The following is a 17363-nucleotide window of genomic DNA, read 5'->3' as shown; positions in this document are numbered from 1 at the left end:
TTTAATTCCTATTGTATTTAGAATTTCTGTAATTTAGTTAATCAATAGGTGTATATTTATCTAAAGTCATTGAAAAAAAAACATATAAATTATGAGGTTATTACCCAAGATATCTGGTCTTTGTATAGCTGTTTTTATGGTTAGTTGCAATTCTAACTCTGCATCCAAAGGCCTACAAGAAACAAATAACATTACTCCCTTAGAGCTAAACCTTACCCAAGCCAAGAAAATTATTGAATTACCATTAGGATGTATAGAATTAGAGTATCCTAATAAACTTGGACAAGTTTTAGATAGTGATAAAGACTTAGCTACTCCTAAAGCGCTTCGCCCTATTTTTTATGGGTGTTTTGATTGGCACTCTTCGGTTCATGGATACTGGTCAATTATAACTTTGCTTGAAAGATTTCCAGAACTTGATGCTAATCAGAATATAAAAACACGATTGGATAAGTTAATAACTCCGCAGAACTTAGCCATTGAGAAAGCTTTTTTTGAGCAACCATACAATAGAAATTTCGAGCGCACCTATGGATGGGCTTGGCTTTTGCAATTGCATAAAGCATTGAAACTCTCTAAGGATCCAGATGCTATAAGATGGAGTAAGACAATTGAGCCTTTAGCAAATCTTTTTGTACAAAGGTACCAGGAGTACTTACCTAAACTAGTTTATCCGGTAAGGACAGGAACTCATGATAACACAGCCTATGGATTAGCCCTGGCTTTGAATTATGCCAAAACGATGGAACTTAAAGAATTCGAGGAGCTAATTGTGACAACCTCTAAGCGACTTTATCAATCGGATCTCAATTGTAATTTAAGCTTTGAACCAAGTGGGCATGATTTTTTATCTCCTTGTTTGCAAGAGGCAATGTTAATGGGAGAGGTTTTAAATAGTGATGAGTATCCATCTTGGCTACAAGGATTCCTACCGGAATTGTTTCAAGAGGATTTTAGCCTTGAAATAGCAAAGGTTAGTGATAGAAGTGACGGACATCTAGTACATTTAGATGGATTGAATTTCAGTCGTGCAAATTGTTTGATAACCATCGCAAATAAAATACCGTCTTTAAAACCAAGGCTTATTCCAATGGCTCATGAGTCTTTCAATAGTGCATTTGCCAATATAAGTGATGATGATTATATGGGTAGTCATTGGCTTGGTACCTTTGCCTTATATACATTGGTTAATCAATAAAAACAAAGTCCTTTTAAAAAAGGACTTTGTTTAAGCAATTCTAAGACCATTTGCACAAGGCTTATCAATGGTAATAAGGGTTACATCTTTTCCTATAACAGCCCCCATTACCAGGCATTGGCTTTGTAGGTTTGCTATTTGTTTTTCGGGAAAGTTAACCACGGCAATAATTTGTTTGCCAATTAACTCTTGTGGATTGTAAAGAGTTGTAATTTGCGCAGAACTTTTTTTTAACCCAAGCTCACTACCAAAGTCAATAATTAGTTTATAAGCTGGGTTTCTAGCCTCTTTAAATAAGGAAGCTTCAATTATTGTTCCAACGCGCATATCTACTTTAAGAAAATCATCCCAGGAAAGATTGTTGGTTAAGTTTTTCATGTATTTTTTATATTAATAAGAAAGTAAGTTGTTCTAAATGCTATTTAAAATAAACTCAGTTGCTTTTGGTAAGTTTGTTCTTTAGATAAAAAAGAAAAGTTTTCTATAATATCGAATTGTAATTTTTCGGTATTTAATTTTCGCAATGCAATACCTTGGCAATGCATTTTTAAATCCGGCTTTTCGAAAAATTCAAAAGCTTGTTGAACCTTAGCCGATGTTAATTTACGGGCTATTGATAAATGCGGTAGGGTACTAGTGGTTATTTTTTTAAATGGTAGAATTTGATTAATTTGTTTAGCATAATCCTGTAGAATTATACTAGCCTGTGGATCTATATCAAGATAAAAGGCTCCATTTGGAAAGTTTTTAAATTCTTGAAGATAAACATCAATAGGTTTGAAATGTGCACAACAGCGTGAAAGAATAGGTTTTAAGTGATCTATTTGCGTTTTTTGAGCTTGAAATTCTGCGATAGTAATATGGGCAATAGCATTTTTACTATTAAACCAACCAATATGTTCTGCTAAAGCTAGTTTCATTTGTGCTACTTGTTCGATGGTTTTTTGATCAGGTAAAAAGCAAATGGAATATTTATTAGTTTGATTCATGTTTTTGGTTTTGTTAATAAGTAGCAAGTCTATTACCAAGCTGAAAAAGCGCGTGGCTATGTGTTATTTATTTAACAGCTACTGTAATTATTTACTTACTAGCCAAATATCGCATTATATTTTATTTTATAAGCATAGTTTATGTTAAGAATTATAGCAAATGTTTCTATGAAAGTAAAAATAACTTCAAATAAAACTAGTTAAAATATTTAACCGTTATTACCCAATTAGGTGATAACGGTTATTAATTAAAAGATAATTATTTTGCCTTTAAAGCCTTCCTTGGCATACAAATCTATATTATTTGCTTTGGAAACATAAACTTTACAATATTCAATTTGGTAGACAAACTCGTCTATTAATCGAAAAACTTGTACAGTTGGGTTCTCTATCTTATGGTCTTTAAAATCAATAACAAGAATGTTATTATCAAAGTCTAAATAAGTGAATTCGCGAATGTATTTCATAATGCAGCCATTTTTTAATTAGCTGTAATTTACGAAATCTTTTGTATATATATCTTTTTTTATTTTTGTAAGTAACTTGTTAGCTGGCGTCTATCTAATTATACTATTTCGGAAATATCTATTTTGTAACAATTTGGAGTGTTTTTTGATTTACTTGTTTTAATAAAACAGTGTGATTTTTCAGTATAAAATCCGCTGAATTTGCATTAGGATGTCTTATAGTATAAAGTGATACGTTTTGATTATAGCTTACTTTATAACTTGCAGAAAGTTTTTCACGAAGTTGGTGGAAATTATTAAACTTGTCCTCAAGACACACCGAGAAGCTAATAGCAGAGTTTTGTATAACGTGAACTTTCATGTGATATAGATGGAACAAATGAAAAATATCGCTAATATTTTGCTCCATTATAAATGAAAAATCTTTGGCAGAGAGTGAAATTAAAAGTTGATTTTTCTTAACTATAAAACAAGGTACTTCCGGGGTTATACCGTATTCTAGACTCACTAGAGTTCCTGGTGCTTTTGGATCAATAAAAGACTTTACATGTAAAGGAATAGTTTTATTTTGAAGTGGTTGTAGTGTTTTGGGATGTATAACCGATGCACCGTAAAAAGCCAATTCTATAGCTTCCTGATAGGAGATGCGCTGTAATAATGTAGTTTCTTCAAAATATCTAGGATCTGCATTTAACACCCCAGGTACATCTTTCCATATCGTAACACTTTTGGCTTGAAGGATATTTGCAAAAATTGCCGCTGAGTAGTCCGAACCTTCTCTACCAAGGGTAGTGGCAAAGCCATTAGGATCTGAACCTATAAAACCTTGTGTGATATATAGATTTTCTAGGTCTATTTTATTCAGAATGCTTTGTTGACTTTCTTGCCAATTAACATTTGCTTCTCGATAGGTTATATCTGTTTTAATTACCTCTTTTGCATCTAACCATGTATTGGTAATTCCCACTAGGGTTAAATAATGATGAAGTATTAAAGTGGATATAACCTCTCCAAGGCTTACTATTTGATCGTAAATAAAATTGTAATTAGGAGACTTATTGTTTTCAAGGAAATTATTAAGTTTATTAAATACTTGTTCAATATCTTGAATTACAGATTGTTTTTCATCGTTAAAGAGTTGATCTATTATAGGATAGTGAAAATCTTTGACTACCTGTAATGCGGTTTGAATTTGATCTTTATTATGTAGGTAATTGTGAACAACTTGCTCTAATGCATTAGTTGTTTTTCCCATTGCAGAGGCTACAATTAGAATTTTACTACCACTATAAAGAGATAGTATATTTTTAATATTTTTAATATTTTCTGCATTACAAAGAGATGCTCCTCCGAATTTAAATACCTTCATTACTATGTTTTTTATTTAGTAGCCAACTTCTCTATGGCTTCTTGTCCCATTTGTACCGTGTACCAATCCTGTAATACATCAGCACCTGATGCTTTGTAAAAATCAATAGCTGGTTGATTCCAATTTAAAACAACCCATTCTACTCTTTTTACTCCTTGTGCTTTGGCTATTTTGATAACCTCTTTATATAGTGCCATACCTGCTCCGGTACCTCTTTTTTGTTTGGTAACAATTAAGTCCTCTAAATGAATTGTTTTTCCTTTCCAAGTGGAGTAACGGTTATAAAACAAAGCCATGCCTATTATTTGCTGTTGTTCTTGTGCTACTAAAACATGAAACAACGCATGTTCACCGAAACCATCTCTTATCAAATCTTCTTTGGTTATAATTACCGCATCAGGCTGCTTCTCATAAGTTGCTAATTCTTGGATTAATTCTAATACTCTAGGCATATCCTCTGGGGTTGCGGCTCTGATAATCATAATATTTTAGTTTTACTAGTTATTGCTTCAATAGAACAACAAAATTAACGATATTTGCAGAATTAAAGACACAACTAAAGTATCATTTTTATAATGACAACAGAAAGACACCAAACACTAGGGGAATTTATTATTGATAAACAAGAGGATTTTAAGTATTCCTCTGGTGAGTTATCTCGATTAATCAATTCTTTAAGACTTGCTGCAAAAGTAGTAAGTCATCAAGTTAACCAAGCAGGGTTAGTAGATATTATTGGAGCTCAAGGTACGGAAAACGTACAAGGAGAAGCTCAACAAAAATTAGATGTATACGCTAATGAGATTTTTATTAATACTTTAATAAATCGTGAAATAGTATGTGGAATCGCCTCGGAAGAGGAAGATGATTTTATTTCTATTAAAGGAAAAAAAGGAAATAATGAGAATAAGTATGTAGTACTTATGGATCCATTAGATGGTTCTTCTAATATTGATGTTAATGTTTCTGTTGGAACAATTTTTTCGATATATAGAAGAGTAACTCCTATTGGTACTCCAGTCACACAAGAGGATTTCTTACAAAAAGGTGAAAACCAAGTTGCTGCTGGATATATTGTTTATGGTTCTTCTACAATGTTAATTTATACTACTGGTAATGGTGTGAATGGCTTTACGTTAAATCCAGCAATCGGAACTTTTTATTTGTCTCACCCTAACATGAAGATTTCAGAGCAAGGAAATATTTATTCTGTTAATCAGGGTAACTATATGCAATTTCCACAAGGAATCAAAGACTATATAAAATATTGTCAGGAAGAGGAGAAAGACAGACCTTATAGTTCTAGATACATAGGAAGTTTGGTTTCGGATATTCATCGAAACATTTTAAAGGGAGGAATTTATATGTATCCTTCTACAAAAAAAGCTCCAAATGGAAAACTACGCTTACTTTATGAGTGTAACCCTATTGCCTTTATTGTAGAGCAAGCTGGAGGTAAAGCCTCCGATGGTTATACTCGTATTATGGAGATTCAACCCACAGAGTTGCATCAGCGTGTTCCTTTTGTGTGTGGAAGTAAGAAAATGGTGGAGAAAGCAGAAGAATTTATGTCAAATTATATTCCATAAAATAAAAATGCCCCAAAAAGTGTCTAACTTTTTGGGGCATTGCTATACCTATAAAAACAGAGTGCTTTTTTATTTTTTTATTTTTTTAATTTCTTCTATAAAAGTATCTAAGTCTGTATTTAGCACTAACAAGGACAAAGCTTTATCTACTAAATAATCAATGTCTTGGGTAAATCCTAGGGCTACGGCGAATTTTTTTAGAATATCCTTTTGTTTTGGACCAAGTACATGGTCGATATAGGTCATGCGGGCTAAATCATACAGGCGTTCAATACGTAGTATTTCTGAATAAGGTGGATTCACTGGATACTTAGTAGGATCTTTTAAAATGTTTTTATAATCCTCTGGTAATATCTCTAGTCGATGAGCAAGTTGATCAATAAACTTTCTCTCCTCCACAGTGCAATGTCCATTGGCTAAAGCTACACGTACAATAGAGGCAAAATGTCCTCTGTTTCTGTCTACGAAATCCGCGTCGAATACTTCTCTATCTAGTTCCATAGTCGTTCAATTTTTAAATTAATACCTTGTAATCTTACTAAGTATAAGTCAAGGTAATACTTTTTTTTATAAAAATTATATTTTTAATACTTAAAAATGACTTAAATTTTAGGATGATTTTTTTTTATAACTTAATTATAGTTTTTTTCTATTCAAATCAAAAAAGTATTGATTTTTTGCTAGTGTGTTAGCTAGGTGTGGAAAGTCATAATACTTTTTTGTTCTTTAGCTAAGAGACAATGGATAGTTGATAAAACATTTATGTACTTTTGTTTAGTCTAATACATGATAAATTAAATATATAAAAATCTGATATGGATAATCAAGCAAAAATTGCCAAATACGATAAAGCATATTTACGAATTGCAAGAGAATGGGCTCAACTTTCTTATTGTAAAAGGAAGAAAGTCGGTGCCATAATTGTAAAGGATCGAATGATTATCTCTGATGGCTATAATGGAACCCCAACAGGATTTGATAATTGTTGTGAAGATCAAAATGATTTAACCCATTGGTATGTATTACACGCAGAGGCTAATGCTATTTTAAAAGTAGCTAGTTCAACACAGAGTTGTCGTAACGCAACTCTTTATATAACCATGTCTCCATGTAAGGAATGTAGTAAGTTAATCCATCAAGCAGGAATTACAAGAGTAGTATACTTAGAATGGTACAAGGACGCGGAAGGAATTGACTTTTTAAAGCGTGCTGGAGTGCAGGTTGTACATATTACCGATTTAGATTAAATAAGGATTTAAAAGATTATGAAAAAAGTTTATTGGCCTATTATTATTTCGATTGCGTTGTGTCTAGGGATACTTCTAGGAGCATTTATTGTATCGGCTAATTATAGAGCTAAAAATAGTTTATTTAATAGTCAAAATAAATTAAAGCTTAATCGTCTGATTGATTTTATTGAAAAAGAGTATGTGGATAATGTTAATACAGATTCTATTGTAGAGATTGCTGTTGGTAAAATATTAGAGCAACTAGATCCTCATTCAGTTTATTTAGGTAAACAGGAATTCGAGCAAACCACAGAATCTATGCAAGGTAGTTTTGTCGGTATTGGCATTAACTATTATTATTATAATGACAGCATAGCAATTATTAAAAATGTTCCATTTGGACCTGCTAGTAAATCGGGATTGCTACCTGGGGATAGAATTCTAAGAGCAGAAGGGGAAAAATTATTTGGTCCAAAAATATCGGCAGATTCTATAAATAAATTTTTAAAGGGTCCTGTTGGTAGTGATGTAAATCTACAAGTTTATCGTAGGTCTTTTGATAGTATAATGGAATTTACTTTAAAAAGGTCACAGGTTGTAATACCTAGTGTGGATATAGGAAGTGTGTTGTCCGATAGTATTGGATTTATAAAAATAAATAGATTTTCAAAAACGACACATCAAGAGTTTGTAGATGCATTAACTAAACTCTCACCAAAAAATATCAAAGCCTTAGTTATTGATCTGCGAGATAATGGTGGGGGTTATATGAATCAAGCTGTGAAAATTTTAGATGATTTACTTTTGGATAATCAGGTAATTGTTAAGACCGTTTCCAAAAAAGGAGAAACAAAAGTTACCTTAGCAAAAAGCTCAGGATTATTTACACAAAAGCCTGTTTATATTTTAATAAACGAACAAAGTGCTTCAGCTAGTGAAATCATAGCTGGAGCAATCCAAGATAATGATAGGGGAGTTATTGTTGGTAGACGTAGTTTTGGAAAAGGATTGGTGCAAAGAGAACTTCTTTTAGGGGATGGCTCTGCAATTCGGTTAACTACAGCACGTTATTACACCCCATCGGGTAGATCTATCCAAAAGCCGTATAAAAATGGACTTCAAGAGTACAATCGTGACTTCCTGAATCGTTATAAGCATGGAGAATTATTTGCCTCAGATAGTATTCAAATCGCTGATAGTTTACAATTTAAAACTTTAAATGGGCGAACTGTTTATGCTGGTGGTGGTATAGTTCCTGATATATTTGTTGGTTTATCTTCAAGTTTAACTGCGGAACCCACAGTACTTTTAATGCAAAGTGGTATAGTAAACTATTATGTTTTTGAAACCATCGATAAAGACAGAGCTAAGTACCAAGCCATGAGCAAAGATGAACTAGTAGCGTATTTAACTAAAGACTCAATTGTTTACAATGGATTTATCAACCACTTATCCTCTAAAGGTCTATTTTTTAAATTAGATAAACACAAGCAGGTAGTTATGCACTATTTAATAGCTGAATTTATTCATCAAATTTTGGATCAAAATCAATATTATCAATGGTTAAATAACAGTGATCCAATGTTGGTAAAAGTTAGGGAAGATTTAAAATAAAAAATTTCCTTTTTTTAAGCAGGGCAATGATAAACTAGCCTCTTATTAGAAGATGTCCTTTTTAAAGGCTAAATACCCAGTAGGACTAGGTACGTATCGGAATCTTTATTGTAATCAAATTTATCTTGCTGTTTTCTTGCACCATCACTAATTACAATATTTAACTTAGTTACTACTTTAATATTCCTGCCTTTTGCATATTCTAAATTTTCATTACCTGAATAAGCTGCATCGCCATTTATATCTTCAACAGTCATGCCTTTATCTATAAGGTCTTTAATTAAAATTTGCAATAAGGGATCGTCTCCCTTTTTCCCTGAAGTAACTATAGCACTTGTAATAATGCACTGCTTACGCATAGCAATATGAGTTTTTTTAACCATAGAATTTAGTGTCCTGTGTTTTACTTCCTTTACGAGCATCTTTATCTTTAGATAAAGTAGACGGCTTTTGAATATCTTATAGAGTATCCTGTAGTATTTCAAACTTCTCTTGTACTTTTGGATAGCAAGAAAACCAGAGTTTTGTTTTAAAAATACAATTAAAGCTTTTCTGTAAGCTAGCTCATGGTCTAGGTTGGTTTTATAGGTAAGCTAGATTTAATCGACTCACCCAGTGCTTTTTAAAAGCTGGTAAATTCTCACTTTTAGGGAGGCTTACAGACCTATTTACTGTATGGGTGGTATATACAATAATAGCTTTAGATCTTATAATCTATTGGGAGATTATAAGCGAACTGTTTCAGGGATAAGTACCTTTAATAAATCGGTATCCGGCAATCTTAGTTTTCTAAAATCAGTAATTGTATTAGGATTAATAACATCATTGCCACGAGCCATATCGAAGAAGTATTTACAAGCCATGTCAAAACAAGAACATTCTACTACAGCCGCATCACAGATTTCGTAAATGTTTTTTAAAAGTAGGTATTTATATAGCTTAATTATTAGACTCAGCTGTTTGTTTGTTGGTTAAACAGTAATTATTTGTCAGCTGATTAAGAAAAAACGAAAAGTCTACTAAATAATAGTAATCTTACGCCAGGATATTATCCTAAAATAATTAAATCATATAAACTACCGTAAGGTTTTAAAGACAAAGATTGCTGAGATGGTAATATAGAAAAACAGGTAAATACAAACAGAAAGAGGTAAGCTATAAAAGCACTTGCTTTTAATAGTTTACCTCTTTGTTTTTAAGCCTTAGTTGGATAAAAAGACTTTTCAGTGACCTCCTTTTTAAGAGGGCATTTTATTAAGAATTACCAAATTTTTACTCGGTCTTCTGGTTTTAAGTATAAAGAGTCTGTTTCTTTAATGTCAAAAGCTTCATAGAATGCATCAACGTTTTGTAAAGGAACATAAGCTCTGTAGTGTCCAGGAGCATGAGGGTCAGTTTTAACTTGATTTCTAACAGCCTCATCTCTGGATTTAGTTCTCCAGATTGTAGCCCATGAAATAAAGAAACGTTGCTCTGGTGTGAAGCCATCTATTTCTCCAGGATTTCCATTTTCTTTTAAATATTTTTGTAATCCATCGTAAGCGGCATTAACACCTCCAAGGTCTCCAATATTTTCTCCTAAAGTGAATTTTCCATCTACAAAAACTCCTGGTAGTGGCTCCAATGCACTATATTGATCAGCTAAAGCAGTTCCAAGGGCAGTAAATTGTTCTAAATCTTGATCTGTCCACCAGTTGTTTAAATTACCATCTTTATCAAATCTTGATCCCGAATCATCAAAACTGTGTGAAATTTCATGTCCGATAACAGCTCCGATTCCTCCGTAATTAATAGCTTCATCTGCTTTATAATCATAGAAAGGTGGTTGTAGAATTGCTGCAGGGAATACAATTTCATTGTATAATGGATTAAAATATGCATTTACGGTTTGTGGTGCCATTCCCCAACGAGTTTTATCAACTGGCTTACCGTAATCAGCAATGTTTTTTGCAACGCTCCATTTTCTATTGTTTATCATGTTATCAAAGTAATTACCACCTTGATCTACGTTTTTAATCTCCATTGTTGAATAATCTTCCCATTTGTCAGGGTATCCAATTTTAATGGTTGTTGCGTATAATTTGTCAAGAGCTCCTTTTTTAGTTTCTTCAGCCATCCATGGTAAGTTTTGGATTCGCTCACCGAAAGAAGAGATAACATTATCAATCATGTCTTGCGCTTTTTTCTTTGCCTCAGCTGGGAATTTTTGCTCCACATACAATTGACCTAATGCCTCACCAACACTTCCATTAACAACAGCTAATGCTCTTTCCTCTACTGGTCTTTGTTCTTTAGCTCCTTCTAAAGTTTTAGAATAAAACTCCCAATTGGCTGTTTCCATATCGGTTGTTAAAATAGAAGCATTTCTATTTACCAAAGTCCATTTTAAATATGCTTTAATATCATCCAGATTTTTTTGCGTCAAAATATTATTTAAAGCTGCAATATATTTAGGTTGGGATACAATTACTTTGTCTAAATTATTAAGTCCTCTTGCTTGGAAATAAGCTTGCCAATTAATAACAGGAGCTAATTTTTGTAACTCAGAAATGCTCATTGGGTTATAGGTTAAACGAGCATCTCTTCTTTCTACTCTTGTTAATCGAGGTTCAGATAGTTTTGTCTCAAAATCTAAAACGCGTTTAGCATCCTGTTGAGCTTCCTGGTCACTTTCACCAGCAAGAGTTAACATGCGTGCAACGTGAGCTACATATTGATCTCTTTTCTCCTTCATGTCTTTGGTGTCTAACATATAATAGTCCTTGTCAGGTAACCCAACAGAACCAAGAGATAGATAAACAACATTTTCATTAGAGTTTTTAGCATCTGCACTAACATATGTGGAATATAATCCAAGACCTCCTTGATCGGCCAAAGCATTGATTAATTCATTTACCTGAGAAATGTTTTGTAGTGCATTTATTTGCTCTAGGTAAGGTTTTAAAGGCTCAACACCTAATTGATTTCTGGTTTGTTGGTCTAAATATGTTTTAAATATGGCAACAGCTTTAGCTTGATTGGAATTGGGGTCTAAATTATTATCAGCTGCTGCTTGCTTTAAAATAGCTAAAGCATCTTTATCGGTATTTTGTCGTAATTCGTCAAAACTACCCCATCTAATTCTATCGTCAGGAATTTCTGTTTGATCGTACCAAGTACCGTTTACATAATTAAAAAAATTGTCTCCTGGATTTACACTGGTATCCATATACTCCAACGTAATTCCATGATTTTCTTGCTCTTGCTTTTGTTTCTTATCTCCATTACATGAAGCTAAAGTACCTAAAACAAGGGCAGAGGCTAGTAATACCTTCTTGTTCATAATATATTTTGATTTAGGTTTTTAGTGATATTCTAACAAAAATAGCAATTAAGTTTTATCTATATAACTTTTGAGGATTTTTTTTGTAAAAATAGCATTTATAAAGACTTTAACCTTTTTTAAAATCCTTATTTGTAAGTTTGTACAAAATCAGTATAACCATGACAGACTTCTTTAAAAAGTATAGATACTTTTTTATTTTCTTGTTTTTATTGTGCGCTGGGATTTTAGTGATGTTTTACAATGCTTTGAAATATCGTAAGTCTCTGCCTGTATATACTCCTTCAATGGTAAATCCTGAATTAGTGGATACTTTAATTCAACATCAGGCAAATAAGCAAAGGCATCGTGTTGCAGATTTTAGTTTTGTTAATCAAAATGGGGACACAGTAACACACAATGATTATAAAGGGCATATTTATGTGGCTGATTTTTTCTTTACTACCTGTACGACGATTTGTCCTATTATGGGAGATAACATGGTATGGTTACAAGAGAAGGTGAGAAGTTTACCAGGAGTTAAGCTCTTATCTCATACGGTGATGCCAGATATTGATAGCGTACCTGTATTAAAGCAATATGCAATAGATAATCAAGTGGATGATTCAATATGGAATTTAGTAACGGGAGATAAAAAAGATATCTACTTTATTGCTAGAAACTCCTATTTGGCAGTAAAAACAGGTTCGGAAGATCAGCTTTATGATATGGTTCACACAGAGAACTTTGTGTTGGTGGATAAGCAAGGAAGAATACGAGGATTTTATGATGGAACTAACCTAGATACGGATGACCCGGAGGCAAAAAATATGCAACAGCTCTGGGAGGATATTCAATGGTTGTATGAACATCAAAAAGACCAATAAGATAAAATGAAAAAAGGAAAAACTTTATTTAAGAGTTTTTCCTTTTTTTATGGATTAAAATTAAATATCTCTTTATTTTATTGTGACTATCAGAGTATAGTACTTTTGACTCTGATTTTTTTTCTTATTCAAAAATATTTTGTACTTTAAAAAAGTACATCCTTTAAAACAAGAAGCATATGATTTATTTAGAGGTTTTGGCTTACCTTTTTTTATTTTTTCTAGTTTGTTACCTGGTTAAAATAATTTTTACTAAATCAAGGCCATTTAAAAAAGGTTCTTGCTCTAACACAAAAGACTCTGAGAACTGTTTATAAATGTTTTTAAGCTAGAAAGTCATCTTTTGACTACTGATATCTAGAAAGTCCGATATTTTGTTTTTTTATCTAATTTGAGATATAAAGTTAGTAATGCTTTGTTGACTTACACCATTTTTGCGTAGATGGTCTATAAACGCAGTACCTATAATAGCGCCAGAGCTATGGTTACAAGCCTGTTTATAACTTTGCTTATCTTTTACTCCAAAACCTATTAAGGTAGGATTATTTTTACAGACTTTTGTTGCTGTTTTGTAGTATTGTTCATTGGCCTGTAGGTCGATATTACTTCCTGTAATCCCATTACTTGATACCATGTAAATAAAACCAGTGGCATGCTGATCGATTAATTGAATTCTTTCAATTGGAGTCTGTTGGCTTATTAAAGCGATGTAGCTTAGAGATTTTTTAGCCATACTTTCTTTGAAATGTAAATTGTAGTAATCCATAGGTAAGTCGGGAATGATAATGCCATCAATACCAATTTCTTCGCATTTTTTAAGAAATTCTTCCACTCCATATTGTAGAATTGGATTTAAATAACCCATAATTACTATAGGTATTACGGTATTATCTCGAATCTTGGCTAGATCGTTTAAAATGTGGGTTAGAGTCGCTCCATTATTTAAGGCAACCTGTGAGCTATCTTGTATGGTTGGGCCGTCGGCTAATGGGTCAGAGAAAGGAATGCCTACTTCTATTAAATCGACTTTGGCTAGTTCCAAGCACTTGATAATTTCAATGGTGTTATGTAACTCAGGATATCCTGCGCTAAAGAATATAGATAATATGTTTTTGGGTTTATCTTTAAATAATTGTGTTATTCTATTTTTCATAGTTTAAGTTTTTTTGATAAGTTGATAAATCTTTATCACCTCTACCAGAGAGGTTTATCACTACAATATCTGTTGGATTTAGCGATATTTTATTTAAGTAAGCCAATGCATGGGCAGACTCTAAAGCAGGGATAATTCCTTCTTTTTGACTCAGCTCAAGAGCTGCTTTTAAGGCCTGTTGATCCGTTATACTATCTACTTTAATTTTATTGGATTCAAATAAATAAGAGATGGCAGGACCAATACCTGGGTAGTCTAAACCAGCAGAAATAGAATATGGCTCTTGAATTTGACCATGGTTATCTTGCATTAGATAAGTCAAGCTACCATGGATAACTCCAGGTTTACCTAATTCAATACTAGCAGCACTTTTAGGTGTTTCAGTGCCTTGTCCTGCGGCTTCCACGGCAATTAGCTTTGTATGATTGTTGTCTATAAAATGATAAAAAGCTCCCATTGCGTTACTACCACCTCCAACACATGCAATTACATAATCTGGTTTGTCTAATCCATGTTTTTCTAGTAATTGATTTTGGATTTCTTTGCTTATAATCGACTGAAATTTAGCAACTAAATCAGGATAAGGATGTGGACCTACTACCGATCCAATAACGTAATGAGACTCTGTGGGGTAATTAATCCAATGTCGTATTGCTTCATTTGTTGCGTCTTTTAAGGTTTTACTACCACTATGCGCAGCTATAACATTAGCTCCTAACATTTTCATTCTATCTACATTGGGTTTTTGTCTGTCCATATCTTTGGCTCCCATATAAACGGTACATTGTAGCCCAAGTAATGCACAGACTGTAGCTGTTGCAACTCCATGTTGTCCAGCTCCTGTTTCAGCGATTATATGTTTTTTTCCTAATTTCTTTGCTAAAAGTACTTGACCAATTGTATTATTAATTTTATGGGCCCCCGTATGATTTAAATCTTCTCTTTTTAGGTAAATTTTTGCGTTATGCTTGTTTGAGAGATAATTGGAGTAGTATAAGGGAGTTGGTCTACCTACATAATCTTTTAGTAGTAGATCCATTTCATGGATGAAAGTAGGATCAGTTATTGTTTCTAAGTACTTATCTTGTAACTCTTTAATATTTGGATAAAGCATTTCGGGGATAAATGCACCTCCGAATTTTCCGTAGTATCCTTGTTTAGTGGGTTTAAAATCTTTATTCATGTGTAATTATCTTTATAATTTTTTTGGTGATATTGTAATCTTTTATTCCGGGACTCTGCTCCAATTTACTATTCAAATCGTAGCCTTTTAACTGTGGATGATTTAACCTCATTGCCTGGGCAATGTTATCTAGACCTATTCCGCCACTTAGTAAAAAACTGGTTTTACCTTTGTATTTCTTTAAGATATCCCAATTAAAGCTTTGTCCACTGCCTCCATATAAAGGTGTGTTTGTATCAAATATGAATCGCTCACAATACTTTTGATAGGGCGTGGTAGTATTAAAATCAAAGTGGTTGTCAATTGAAAAGGCTTTAAAAACTTTTATTTTTTTAGAAACAAAATAATGACAATCCTCAGGAGTCTCCTTTCCGTGTAACTGGATATAATCTAAATCTAATTCTTTGACTTTTTTAATAATAAAGTCTTTTGATTGATTTACAAAAACTCCTACTTTATAAACTGTAGATGTCTTTAAAACAATGGGATAATTTTTATCCTGTAAACATCTGCTAGATTTTGGATAGAATATAAATCCAAGATAAGTTGGATTTAAAGTTTCTAATTCTTTTATATTGTGATTTACTCCACAGATTTTAATTTCTTTTTTCATTTTAAATTTAGAATTAGTTCTTCAAGTGCAGTCTTTGGGTTGCTTTGTTTCATAAAATATTCTCCTATTAAAAATCCTTGAAAACCATTATCCTTTAATTGATTAATAACATCAGGGGAATCTAATCCACTCTCGGCAATTCTTATGGTGTTCTTGGGTAACAAGCCAGCTAAATCTATGCTGTTTTGAATATTAACCTCGAAGTTGTTTAAGTTGCGGTTATTAATGCCTATAAGTTCAATAGGTAAATGAGCGAAGAGTTCTATTTCTTGCTTGTTTTGTGTCTCTAAAAGCACTTGTAAACCGACTTGTTTGGCTAACTCTGTATAGCTTTTTACCTGAGAAGGGGTAAGCATTTTAGCTATTAATAAAATAGCATCTGCTCCTAATGATTTTGCTTCAATGATTTGGTAGGGATCTACTATAAAATCTTTTTGAAGTATAGGAATAGTGGCATATTTACATGCCATTGTAAAGTCATCGACTTTTGCACCGAAAAACAATTGGTCATTTAATACCGATAAAGCGCTAGCTCCGTTTTGTTGATAAATTTCAACATAATCTTTTATATCAGCATTTGAATTTATTACACCCTTTGAAGGTGACTGTCTTTTAAATTCACAAATAAGTCCTTTTTTTGAAGGATCTAATATCGCTTTGGAAAACGATTTGCATACTCTTGAGAACAGCGAAGATGACTCTAATATTTTTGTAGGCTGAAGTTGTTTTCTTTTTTCTACTTCTTTTAATTTATTGATTTTAATCTGATCTAAAATTGTTTTCATAGTTCTCTTAAGATTTCAAATTTTTCTTTGGCCTTACCAGTATACAAGGATTCTTTAGCTAGTGATAAGGCCGTTTGCATGTCATAATTAGGATAATATGTTTTTATCGCCAGGGCGCTATTGGCAAGTACTACATTGTTTTGAGCTTGTGTGCCTTTGGCTTTTAGTATCTGCCAGAAAAGATAAGCTGAATCTTCAGCTGTACGTCCAGATTTAATACTCTCAGGGGTATTGTATGGCATATTAAAGTAACTTGGTGAAATAATAGTTTCCTTAGAATTAGTAACAATCTTACAGTCTTGGGTTAAACTACATTCATCATAACCATCCAAAGCATGTATAATGGAATATTTGGTATTTGATTGTTGTAAAAAATACTGGTAAATTCTTAGTACTTCCAAATTGGAAAGACCTATTAGCTGTACTTTAGGCTGTGCTGGATTAGTTAAAGGGCCCAAGATATTAAAGAATGTCCTCACTGCTAACTCTTTACGAATAGGGCCTATTGTTTTCATTGCAGGATGAAATAAAGGAGCATGTAAAAAACAAATATTTGCTTGAGATAATTGCTGTTTAAGCTTTTCGGGATTTGCTGTAAATTTGATTCCTAAGTTTTCCATAACACTAGAGGATCCAGAAATAGATGAAACTCCGTAATTACCGTGTTTCGCAACTGGAATACCTGCTCCAGCTACAATGAAACTTGCCAGGGTTGAGATATTAAAGGTATCTTTATTATCACCACCTGTTCCACATAGGTCCATTGGATTAAACTCACTTAAATCTACAGAAATGCATAGCTCTAACATGGCCTCTCGAAACCCTTTTAGTTCTTCTAAAGAAATGGCTCGCATACAAAAGCATGTTAGTAATGCTGAGGTCTGTATCGCGGAGTACTTGTCTTTAGCAATATCCAAAAGTATCTGTTTTGCTGTTTGATAGCTTAAGGTTTTACCTTGTATTAATTGATTTAGTATCTGTTTCAT

19 protein-coding genes are annotated in these 17363 nt (G+C 32.7%); 5 read left to right on the top strand and 14 right to left on the bottom strand.

Annotated features, from left to right (window positions below; translation table 11 throughout):
- Positions 1-91 precede the first annotated feature (91 nt).
- Positions 92-1198: a DUF2891 domain-containing protein gene (locus ACYSNV_RS01950; RefSeq protein ID WP_461760875.1), complete on the top strand. Its 1107-nt coding sequence runs from the start codon at positions 92-94 to the stop codon at positions 1196-1198.
- A 30-nt stretch (positions 1199-1228) separates the two neighbouring features.
- On the opposite strand, the gene ACYSNV_RS01945 is transcribed toward ACYSNV_RS01950, so the two are convergent.
- The 5 genes from ACYSNV_RS01945 to ACYSNV_RS01925 form a co-directional block, all read right to left on the bottom strand.
- Positions 1229-1576 (bottom strand): tRNA-binding protein, encoded by a 348-nt coding sequence (locus ACYSNV_RS01945; protein WP_461760874.1) that lies wholly within the window; start codon positions 1574-1576, stop codon positions 1229-1231.
- Positions 1577-1620: 44 nt separating this feature from the next.
- Positions 1621-2187 (bottom strand): 2'-5' RNA ligase family protein, encoded by a 567-nt coding sequence (locus ACYSNV_RS01940; RefSeq protein ID WP_461760873.1) that lies wholly within the window; start codon positions 2185-2187, stop codon positions 1621-1623.
- Positions 2188-2435: 248 nt separating this feature from the next.
- On the bottom strand, positions 2436-2654 hold the full coding sequence (locus ACYSNV_RS01935; RefSeq protein WP_461760872.1) for a hypothetical protein: 219 nt from the start codon (positions 2652-2654) through the stop codon (positions 2436-2438).
- 118 nt (positions 2655-2772) lie between these two features.
- Positions 2773-4023: an aspartate kinase gene (locus ACYSNV_RS01930; protein WP_461760871.1), complete on the bottom strand. Its 1251-nt coding sequence runs from the start codon at positions 4021-4023 to the stop codon at positions 2773-2775.
- An 11-nt stretch (positions 4024-4034) separates the two neighbouring features.
- The gene (locus ACYSNV_RS01925) at positions 4035-4505 is read right to left on the bottom strand and encodes a GNAT family N-acetyltransferase (protein WP_461760870.1); all 471 of its coding nucleotides are present in this window, start codon (positions 4503-4505) and stop codon (positions 4035-4037) included.
- Between the two features lie 93 nt (positions 4506-4598).
- Here ACYSNV_RS01925 and fbp point away from each other — a divergent pair, with 93 nt between their 5' ends.
- Positions 4599-5612 (top strand): class 1 fructose-bisphosphatase, encoded by a 1014-nt coding sequence (gene fbp / locus ACYSNV_RS01920; protein ID WP_461760869.1) that lies wholly within the window; start codon positions 4599-4601, stop codon positions 5610-5612.
- A gap of 69 nt (positions 5613-5681) precedes the next feature.
- Here the strand turns inward: fbp and ACYSNV_RS01915 are convergent, their stop codons facing one another.
- Positions 5682-6113 (bottom strand): tellurite resistance TerB family protein, encoded by a 432-nt coding sequence (locus tag ACYSNV_RS01915; RefSeq protein ID WP_461760868.1) that lies wholly within the window; start codon positions 6111-6113, stop codon positions 5682-5684.
- Positions 6114-6427: 314 nt separating this feature from the next.
- On the opposite strand from ACYSNV_RS01915, the gene ACYSNV_RS01910 reads away from it, so the two are divergent.
- Both ACYSNV_RS01910 and ACYSNV_RS01905 read left to right on the top strand, forming a co-directional pair.
- The gene (locus ACYSNV_RS01910; RefSeq protein WP_461760867.1) at positions 6428-6859 is read left to right on the top strand and encodes a deoxycytidylate deaminase; all 432 of its coding nucleotides are present in this window, start codon (positions 6428-6430) and stop codon (positions 6857-6859) included.
- Positions 6860-6877: 18 nt separating this feature from the next.
- A complete protein-coding gene (locus ACYSNV_RS01905; RefSeq protein ID WP_461760866.1) occupies positions 6878-8455 on the top strand; it encodes a S41 family peptidase in 1578 nt (525 codons plus the stop codon).
- Between the two features lie 68 nt (positions 8456-8523).
- Here the strand turns inward: ACYSNV_RS01905 and ACYSNV_RS01900 are convergent, their stop codons facing one another.
- The 3 genes from ACYSNV_RS01900 to ACYSNV_RS01890 all read right to left on the bottom strand — a co-directional run bounded on the left by ACYSNV_RS01900 (position 8524) and on the right by ACYSNV_RS01890 (position 11777).
- Positions 8524-8838: a transposase gene (locus ACYSNV_RS01900; protein WP_461760865.1), complete on the bottom strand. Its 315-nt coding sequence runs from the start codon at positions 8836-8838 to the stop codon at positions 8524-8526.
- A 342-nt stretch (positions 8839-9180) separates the two neighbouring features.
- Complete coding sequence (locus ACYSNV_RS01895; RefSeq protein ID WP_461761068.1) at positions 9181-9357, bottom strand: hypothetical protein; 177 nt, start codon at positions 9355-9357, stop codon at positions 9181-9183.
- Between the two features lie 359 nt (positions 9358-9716).
- Positions 9717-11777: a M13 family metallopeptidase gene (locus tag ACYSNV_RS01890; RefSeq protein WP_461760864.1), complete on the bottom strand. Its 2061-nt coding sequence runs from the start codon at positions 11775-11777 to the stop codon at positions 9717-9719.
- Positions 11778-11938: 161 nt separating this feature from the next.
- Between ACYSNV_RS01890 and ACYSNV_RS01885 the strand changes: the two genes are divergently transcribed.
- On the top strand, positions 11939-12643 hold the full coding sequence (locus ACYSNV_RS01885) for an SCO family protein (RefSeq protein ID WP_461760863.1): 705 nt from the start codon (positions 11939-11941) through the stop codon (positions 12641-12643).
- 382 nt (positions 12644-13025) lie between these two features.
- Here ACYSNV_RS01885 and trpA read toward each other — a convergent pair whose 3' ends face one another.
- The 5 genes from trpA to trpD are packed head-to-tail and all read right to left on the bottom strand — an operon-like array spanning position 13026 to position 17363.
- Positions 13026-13796, bottom strand: a complete 771-nt coding sequence (gene trpA / locus ACYSNV_RS01880; protein ID WP_461760862.1) for a tryptophan synthase subunit alpha — start codon at positions 13794-13796, stop codon at positions 13026-13028.
- Positions 13786-14979 (bottom strand): tryptophan synthase subunit beta, encoded by a 1194-nt coding sequence (gene trpB, locus ACYSNV_RS01875; protein ID WP_461760861.1) that lies wholly within the window; start codon positions 14977-14979, stop codon positions 13786-13788. The genes trpA and trpB overlap by 11 nt, the downstream gene beginning before the upstream one ends.
- Complete coding sequence (locus ACYSNV_RS01870) at positions 14972-15592, bottom strand: phosphoribosylanthranilate isomerase (RefSeq protein ID WP_461760860.1); 621 nt, start codon at positions 15590-15592, stop codon at positions 14972-14974. Before ACYSNV_RS01870 ends, trpB begins: the two co-directional genes overlap by 8 nt.
- The gene (trpC, locus tag ACYSNV_RS01865; RefSeq protein ID WP_461760859.1) at positions 15589-16377 is read right to left on the bottom strand and encodes an indole-3-glycerol phosphate synthase TrpC; all 789 of its coding nucleotides are present in this window, start codon (positions 16375-16377) and stop codon (positions 15589-15591) included. Before trpC ends, ACYSNV_RS01870 begins: the two co-directional genes overlap by 4 nt.
- Complete coding sequence (gene trpD, locus ACYSNV_RS01860) at positions 16374-17363, bottom strand: anthranilate phosphoribosyltransferase (protein ID WP_461760858.1); 990 nt, start codon at positions 17361-17363, stop codon at positions 16374-16376. Before trpD ends, trpC begins: the two co-directional genes overlap by 4 nt.

Source organism: Myroides sp. LJL119, from assembly GCF_054871605.1.
The sequence above is the reverse complement of the archived record's forward strand: the minus strand, read 5'-3'. Positions and strand labels throughout refer to the sequence as shown.